This is a genomic window from Metabacillus herbersteinensis (genome assembly GCF_042433335.1).
GTDB classification, from domain to species: domain Bacteria; phylum Bacillota; class Bacilli; order Bacillales; family Bacillaceae; genus Metabacillus; species Metabacillus herbersteinensis.
In genome coordinates this window covers 1-6,963 of the sequence record NZ_JBHLVO010000063.1, presented here as the reverse complement: position 1 = coordinate 6,963, position 6,963 = coordinate 1, and the positions used below count along the sequence as shown (strand labels likewise).

Here is a 6,963-nt window from a genome sequence, read left to right as displayed (position 1 = left end):
CTCAAATGTTCGCTCGACTTGCATGTATTAGGCACGCCGCCAGCGTTCGTCCTGAGCCAGGATCAAACTCTCCAATAAGATTGTTTGACTAGCTCTTTTTTTGCACACGAATGTGCATAAAAACTTTGTTGCTTTGTTGATAAAATCAACGTTGGCACGCTTGGTTTTGTTTAGTTTTCAAAGATCATTTTTCGAGACAAGATAATAAACGTTTTTTTCAACCGACTTCTTCGAAATCAGCGACAAAAATAATCTTATCAAATTGTTTCGTTTTTGTCAACTTCTACGAAATTTTTTCGAGAAAAGAAAAAGTTTCATTTATGATTGATATCTTGGAGCGACAATTACTATCTTACCATCTAACTTCGTAGAAGTCAACAACTAAGATTAAACGTTTTTGAGGTTGACTCATTTAATTCGAAATGAGAGATAAAAGTAATTGCATCAAATAACTTCATCTTTTGAAACTTCTGCGAAGTTTCATCGAAGGAAGAATAAATGTCTCTTATATCGGTGTTTTGCAGCGACAATTAATATCTTATCATTTAGATTAATAGAAGTCAATAACTATAAGACAATGAATTCGCTCTACAGAATGCTAACTTAGCAGTTTAGTAACAAGGGCAAGTAAAAAAAGAATTTTTGTTAGACCAATTGACAGTATGCGGAAACCTAGAAAGTTGGATCAAACCATTGAGTATAGCTATGAATGTAGAGGATGTATTATGGAGACAAAATGAAAACTCCCATTCAATTGGTAAGATCGCGAATCATTTTTTTCTATAATGAACCTGGCTGAGAAACGCTTTAGGGGAGAACCACTTACCGAAAATGCCGTGGACAATGATTCGACGTTTAAGACAATTGATGATCTAAACCAAACAACGGACCGAATGCTTGAAGGTCATACGTAATTCACATGGAATAATACATAGATGAGTTTGAATGAAATGAGGGTGAACAATCTATGAGTGTAGATCAAAAAGCATCGATACGAAGCATCTTAGAAGTATTGTCACAAGAAGGGGTAAAGACCGCCGATGTGGCTAAACAAATACCCGGCATCAGTGAAAAGCCATTTAGAAGCGCATTAAAAGAAGCTGGATATGAATTTAGAAACTCTGGTCAAAAGGGTTGGTTTTTTATTAGGGAAGGCGAAGAACCCCTTGATAAAAGTATTTTTGATTATGTGAAACCGAGTTCATTACCTAAGAAGGAGAGTTCACCTATAGTTCATAGACCTTTCACACAAAGTAATCAGCAGTTCATAGAGGGTAATAAAGAATTCACACATCATTCACCTAGTATTCATAAACAGTTCACTCAAGATGAAATTCATATGATTAAGTAAATGCTTAAATCGTGGTAAGAGGTTGCCCCAACAACACAAACTAATGAGCAAAGTATTTATGACCGCGTGAAACAGTTGCCACAAAGCGAAAAAACAAGAAAGACGATTATTTTGATCGTATCATTGGTAAACGTTTAGATGGTTTTTGTGAAGCTGAAAGGATTAATAAGTCTGATGTCTTGCATTTAGCATTAGCTGATTTTCTAGAAAAGTATGAAAAGTGACTAAAGAAATAAAAAGTTTAAACATTAATTAAAAAATAAATCAAAAAAACCCTTAAATTTGAGCTTAAATACTCGAATTTGAGGGTTTTCTATTTTTAATTTCCTATAATTGACATTATGTTAACTGGATTTGTATAGGGTATACAAAAAACAATCCACTTTAGATAACTAATTCATATCATTGTTAGAAAGTACGGCATATATCTATAAAGACATTTTTTTAAAATTTTTAAACAGACAGGTAAAAACAAACCTTTTAGGGATTAGCATAGATGCTAAATAACATTAAAATCAGGAGTTGAGTTGATGGAATCCAAAACACAACTAACCGGACGGGTTATCTTTAAAGGAGATCCCGGATATGACGAAGCACGCAAAAATTGGAACCCTTACACTGACACGTTTCCTCTCGTTTTTGTTTTCGCCCAAAATCAATATGATGTGTCCAACGCATTGAAATGGGCACGAGAAAACAATGTACCTCTTCGGGCTCGAAGCGGACGCCATGCTTTGGAAAGAAAGATGTCTGTGGTAAAAAACGGAATCATCATCGATGTTAGCGACATGGATAGGATTCGGCTAAATAGTAAGAAGGAGGTAGCTCTTGTAGAAACCGGTGCCCATGTAGGTCCGATTGTAAAGGCTTTAGCACGAAAAGGATTCATGTCTCCTTTTGGAGATAGTCCGACCGTTGGAATTGGTGGTATCACATTGGGTGGAGGAATTGGTGTACTTCAGCGCTCAATCAGCCTTATCAGTGATAATCTTATTGGACTGAAAATGGTTGATGCACAGGGAAGAATATTAAAAGCTGATGAGAACAACAATTCCGACCTCCTATGGGCTTCGCGAGGTGGAGGTGGAGGGAATTTCGGAATCTGTACGGAATATATGCTAAAGGTGCATCGTGCACCTGAAAAGGCAACCACATTCGAAATTATTTGGCCATGGGAACAACTCGAAACGGTTTTCAAAGCTTGGCAAAGATGGGCACCTTTTGTTGATGATAGATTAGGTACCATATTAGAAATTTTCAGTAAAAGAAATGGTTTACTCCATGCAACAGGGCTGTTCCTCGGTTCAAAAGCAGAGTTAACAGACTTGCTAGAACCTTTAACAACAGCAGGTACGCCATCAGAGGTATCAATCCAAACCTTCACTTACCCTAATGCTGTTGAAAACCTGCTTCCACCTGAGCCAATACCCGGTAGAACAGACATGAAGAACAAATTTTCATCAGCTTGGGGTCTTGATCTTTTTCCAGATAAAGCGATCAGGACCATGCGTCGTTTTCTTGAAGAATCAACCGGAATCGACTCCAATTTCTTTTTCCTGAACTGGGGAGGGGTTGTTAGTAGAATCTCACCAGAAGCAACGGCATTCTTTTGGCGCGACCCTAAGTTTTATTTGGAGTGGAATGCAACCTGGACTGATCCTTTTGACGCTCAAAGAAATATCGCTTTGGTTGAAAGAACTCGCGATATGTTGAAACCTTTCATCGAAGGATCCTATGTTAACGTTCCAGATTTTAACATTGAAAACTTCGGAACTGCGTATTATGGAACCAACTTTGACAGACTGCAAAGAGTTAAAGCAAAATATGACCCGAAAAACGTATTCAACTATCCACAAAGTATACCTCCCGAATTTTAAGTTTATTATTTAATATGAAAAAGACAATATAATGAGTAGAACCTCTTTCTAACGTGTGGTCTTCAATATAAAAATGATCTTCAATTGAAGATCATTTTTTAATGCCTATAAGTAGACGTTATGTGAACTAAATTTGTATAAAGTATTCACTTTAAGATAGGTTCATATATTCAAAGGGATATTGTAATTTTATGTTAAAATATTATAAAAAGTTATGTGAACTAGTTGTAGCTTTGAAATAAAGTTTGATCAAAAATACCTCGCAAACCCATATTTTACGATAAATAAAAAGAATCCATTTTGAAAAAATATTGATCACAATGGATTCTTCTCCAGCAGATTTAAGTTTGGTTTTTATAAAAAAGTTTGATCACTTTCTACCTACGTTGTTCCACAATCGCGCCCGATTGCTGAAAATCATTTCGAAGACCTTAATGAAGGAAAAGCACTCGTTCGTAAAAACCAAGGATGCAGTTCATTTGGCATCTATTCATTTACTTCCCAGTGTGGATTCCAAACAACTTCCCACAAATGGCCATCTGGGTCTTGGAAGTATCCAGAGTATCCACCCCAAAATGTGTTATGTGACGGGACTGTTATAATAGCCCCAGCCTTCTTTGCCTGTTCCATTACCTTATCAACTTCCTCTTTACTTTCTACATTGTGACCAATAGTAAAGTCGGTAGGACTTGATACGGTCTTATTAATCTTTGCATCATGTGCTATATCTTTTCGATTCCAAATGGCAAGCTTTAAGCCTGCTTGTAAGTCGAAAAAGGCAACGGCGCCATGCTCAAATTCTTTGCCAACTATACCTTCTGTCGAAAGTCCCAGTCCGTCTCGATAGAATTCTAACGATTTTTCCAAATCATCTACGCCCAATGTAATTACAGTAATTCGTGGTTTCATAAATTGATGATGCCTCCTCATAATTTTACTATCAAGACCCTTTACCTACCCAATCTTATCAGAATCAGAGCGTACGCTAAAATATTCAAGTAAACTTGCACGAGGCTAACTTTCCAAAATTCTTCCCTATCTTCAATAATCTGGCCCTTTCATGCAAAAAGGACGCTAATCCTATTCCGGAAATGCGCCCTATTCTGGAACAATGCCACAGTTTAAATTTCTTTAGTTGAGAGTAAGAACAAACTCCTCAACTTCTTTACCACGTGCATTTGCATATCCTCCGTCTTCACCTGTAATTCTAAATCCACATCTCTTTAAAACCTTTAATGATCCAGCATTGTCCTTCGCAGCACGAGCATAAAGTGGACGAATTGCAACCTGTTTTAGAAATTCCCGTAAGGCGTTGGTTGCAATTCCCTTCCCCCAATATTCTTTTCCAATCCAATAGCTAATTTCTGGTTCTCCGAACTGCTCGAAATGCGAAACATGTCCGACCACAGTGTTTTCAACAATGATTGTTTGCTTAACAATATCCTTGTTCGCAAGTATTTTGTTCCAGTGTTCAGTGAAGCTATCCCAATCATTAGGATTCTTACTCGTAAACGCAGCCATTTGGTTTGCCTCACTGTCCTGCTGGTGCTTAAAAAAAATGGGAAGATCGTCCTCAATCACATTCCGAAGTATCATATTGCCCATCCAACTCCTCCTTTGCCGTTCGCTTCATTTTAACAAACGTGTATTCCCGTTAAAAAATAATTATAACCCTTTCCTTATTCCGTTAAATGGCCCGATACACAAAGAAAGAGCGCAATTCTTTTTAAAGAAACGCCCCCGATTGTTGAACCAAGTGGTTTAAATTTAATACACAGTTAGGCATTATTGCGACAAAATCATTTAACCCCTTCATATAAGGTAACGCACTGTTGCATCCAGCAAGAGTTCGCAATAAAAAAAACAACCGAAATAATTCGATCGCTCTAAATTCTTAACCTATTCGTGATACTATCGAAGTAATTAACCCCTTTATCCGTTACCTCTGCGTTTAACATATTCCCAAAATTCGTATGACTAATTAAACCTTCGTTATACATTTCTTCGCAAATCTTAACGAAGTCTTCCGAAGTGACGTCGCAAGCTTCTGGGGAAGGCTCCTTATCGTTTAAGAGCGAAGTTAAAATCGATACTTTTCCGTTTATAACGTATAAATCTTCGTTCATTTCGCACACCTCCTCGACTTAATATCCGTTAAAGGCGCTTGCTATATACGTTAATTTTCAAAAGTTAAAATCGATATTCGGACTTATTTCGCACTATTCGTCAAAAGTGCAATATTAAAGAAATAACATTTATTCACCTAAATAACTAAAAAACACAACTCTTTATACAAGAATTGCGCCCGATTGTTGAATAAGTGGTTTAAATTTAATACACAGTAATAGCGTAATGTGCACCAATTGATCAAAACCTCAAAATCCACCCCAAAGATTTCCATTTACGTGATATAATTAGAAGAATGCTTAATCAAAACCAAGGAGGGATAACCGATGACCATAAGTCTTACCCCTTATTTAACTATGGATGGAAATGCAAAGGAAGCTATTCAGTTTTATGAACAAGCAATCGGTGCCGAAGTCCTCGAAATTGTTACATATGGAGAAATGCCGGAAATGCCTAATACTTTTACTGATGATCTGAAGAATCTTGTGGCACACGCAAAGTTACAAGTTGGAGAAACAGAACTCATGTTTTCCGATACTCCAGGTGGTTCGCCTATTCAAAAGGGTAAACAGGTTACGATTTGTATTACATCTAACGACGTGGAAAAATCAAAACGAATTTTTGAAGCATTACGACAAGACGGTCAGGTCAATATGCCCCTTGAAGAAACTTCTTTTAGCCCTGCTTTTGGTGATGTAACAGACAAATTCGGCGTAACCTTTCAAATTTTCACTGAAAATCAAAACTAAATTTCAGATAAAGAGTTACTCAGAATTATGAGCGACTCTTTTGTTTTTATTGCACAATTTGTGTCAAATGTGCAGTATTAAAGTAATAAAAATTCTCCTTTATTCATCTAAATAACTAAAAAGACACAACTCTTTATACAAGAATTGCGCCCGATTATGGTAACACCATCGTTTGCTCATGCCCTGGTCTTTGTATCTCTTCAAATTCCTGAACAAGTTGTGGCAAAAATTCATATTGATCATCTTCAATATTCCACCAATCTGTCTTCACATCATCTGTAACAAAAATGATGTTCTTCTGCTCTTCCTTAGCAAATCGTATTACTTCTTTCCATAAGATCAAATCACTATATTTGCGAATGCCATCTTTTTTCTTTCCATCCTTATGTCCTGGAGGTATATTTTTCTTATATCTATTTTCACCATCTTCACAAATCCCATATATCTCATCCCTAGTAAAGTCTGTCATTATCTGATTATTGTCCAGCAATTCTTGTACTAGTTCTTTAACCACATCACTCGTCCAACTATCTTGTATAAGGGTTAAAACACTTCGCTCCTCAAAATAATCTGTAAGCATGGTTTTTAACTCATCATATTTTTCATCAATTTTATCTTGGAATTCATCTGCTTCTGGAAAATGTCGAGTAATTAAGGCTGATCTTGCATTAAGATCCTCTTGCTGTTGAAAATAAAAAAGGCTTTACTTCTTATTAAAGTAAAGCGCCCGATTGTGGAATATCTTTAGTACATGCCCTGTTAAACTCCCTCAGTTAGATACATTTATCTCTCGAATGCTCACTTATTCGCAGGATTTCAAACCACTTGATAGAACAATAATGGATGAATGAAGTGAGTT

At 36.6% G+C, this 6,963-nt stretch carries 8 protein-coding genes and 1 rRNA gene; 4 read left to right on the top strand and 5 right to left on the bottom strand.

Annotated elements, in window-relative coordinates:
• Window positions 1–78 (bottom strand): 16S ribosomal RNA (locus ACFFIX_RS27425); the annotation flags it as partial.
• A gap of 707 nt (window positions 79–785) precedes the next feature.
• Here ACFFIX_RS27425 and ACFFIX_RS27420 point away from each other — a divergent pair.
• From ACFFIX_RS27420 to ACFFIX_RS27410, 3 genes are all read left to right on the top strand, one after another.
• On the top strand, window positions 786–914 hold the full coding sequence (locus tag ACFFIX_RS27420; protein ID WP_378939779.1) for a hypothetical protein: 129 nt from the start codon (window positions 786–788) through the stop codon (window positions 912–914).
• A gap of 53 nt (window positions 915–967) precedes the next feature.
• A complete protein-coding gene (locus ACFFIX_RS27415) occupies window positions 968–1,351 on the top strand; it encodes a hypothetical protein (protein WP_378939778.1) in 384 nt (127 codons plus the stop codon).
• A 530-nt stretch (window positions 1,352–1,881) separates the two neighbouring features.
• Complete coding sequence (locus ACFFIX_RS27410; RefSeq protein WP_378939776.1) at window positions 1,882–3,228, top strand: FAD-binding oxidoreductase; 1,347 nt, start codon at window positions 1,882–1,884, stop codon at window positions 3,226–3,228.
• 486 nt (window positions 3,229–3,714) lie between these two features.
• On the opposite strand, the gene ACFFIX_RS27405 is transcribed toward ACFFIX_RS27410, so the two are convergent.
• The 3 genes from ACFFIX_RS27405 to ACFFIX_RS27395 all read right to left on the bottom strand — a co-directional run bounded on the left by ACFFIX_RS27405 (window position 3,715) and on the right by ACFFIX_RS27395 (window position 5,354).
• Entirely contained in the window at window positions 3,715–4,137 is a 423-nt protein-coding gene (locus ACFFIX_RS27405) for a VOC family protein (RefSeq protein WP_378939774.1), read from the bottom strand.
• A 222-nt stretch (window positions 4,138–4,359) separates the two neighbouring features.
• Window positions 4,360–4,833, bottom strand: coding sequence for a GNAT family N-acetyltransferase (locus ACFFIX_RS27400; protein WP_378939772.1), 474 nt, complete (start codon window positions 4,831–4,833; stop codon window positions 4,360–4,362).
• Between the two features lie 281 nt (window positions 4,834–5,114).
• Entirely contained in the window at window positions 5,115–5,354 is a 240-nt protein-coding gene (locus ACFFIX_RS27395) for a hypothetical protein (protein ID WP_378939770.1), read from the bottom strand.
• 327 nt (window positions 5,355–5,681) lie between these two features.
• Here ACFFIX_RS27395 and ACFFIX_RS27390 point away from each other — a divergent pair, with 327 nt between their 5' ends.
• The gene (locus ACFFIX_RS27390; protein ID WP_378939768.1) at window positions 5,682–6,104 is read left to right on the top strand and encodes a VOC family protein; all 423 of its coding nucleotides are present in this window, start codon (window positions 5,682–5,684) and stop codon (window positions 6,102–6,104) included.
• A 154-nt stretch (window positions 6,105–6,258) separates the two neighbouring features.
• Here the strand turns inward: ACFFIX_RS27390 and ACFFIX_RS27385 are convergent, their stop codons facing one another.
• On the bottom strand, window positions 6,259–6,756 hold the full coding sequence (locus tag ACFFIX_RS27385; RefSeq protein WP_378939781.1) for a PIN-like domain-containing protein: 498 nt from the start codon (window positions 6,754–6,756) through the stop codon (window positions 6,259–6,261).
• Window positions 6,757–6,963: the final 207 nt, after the last annotated feature.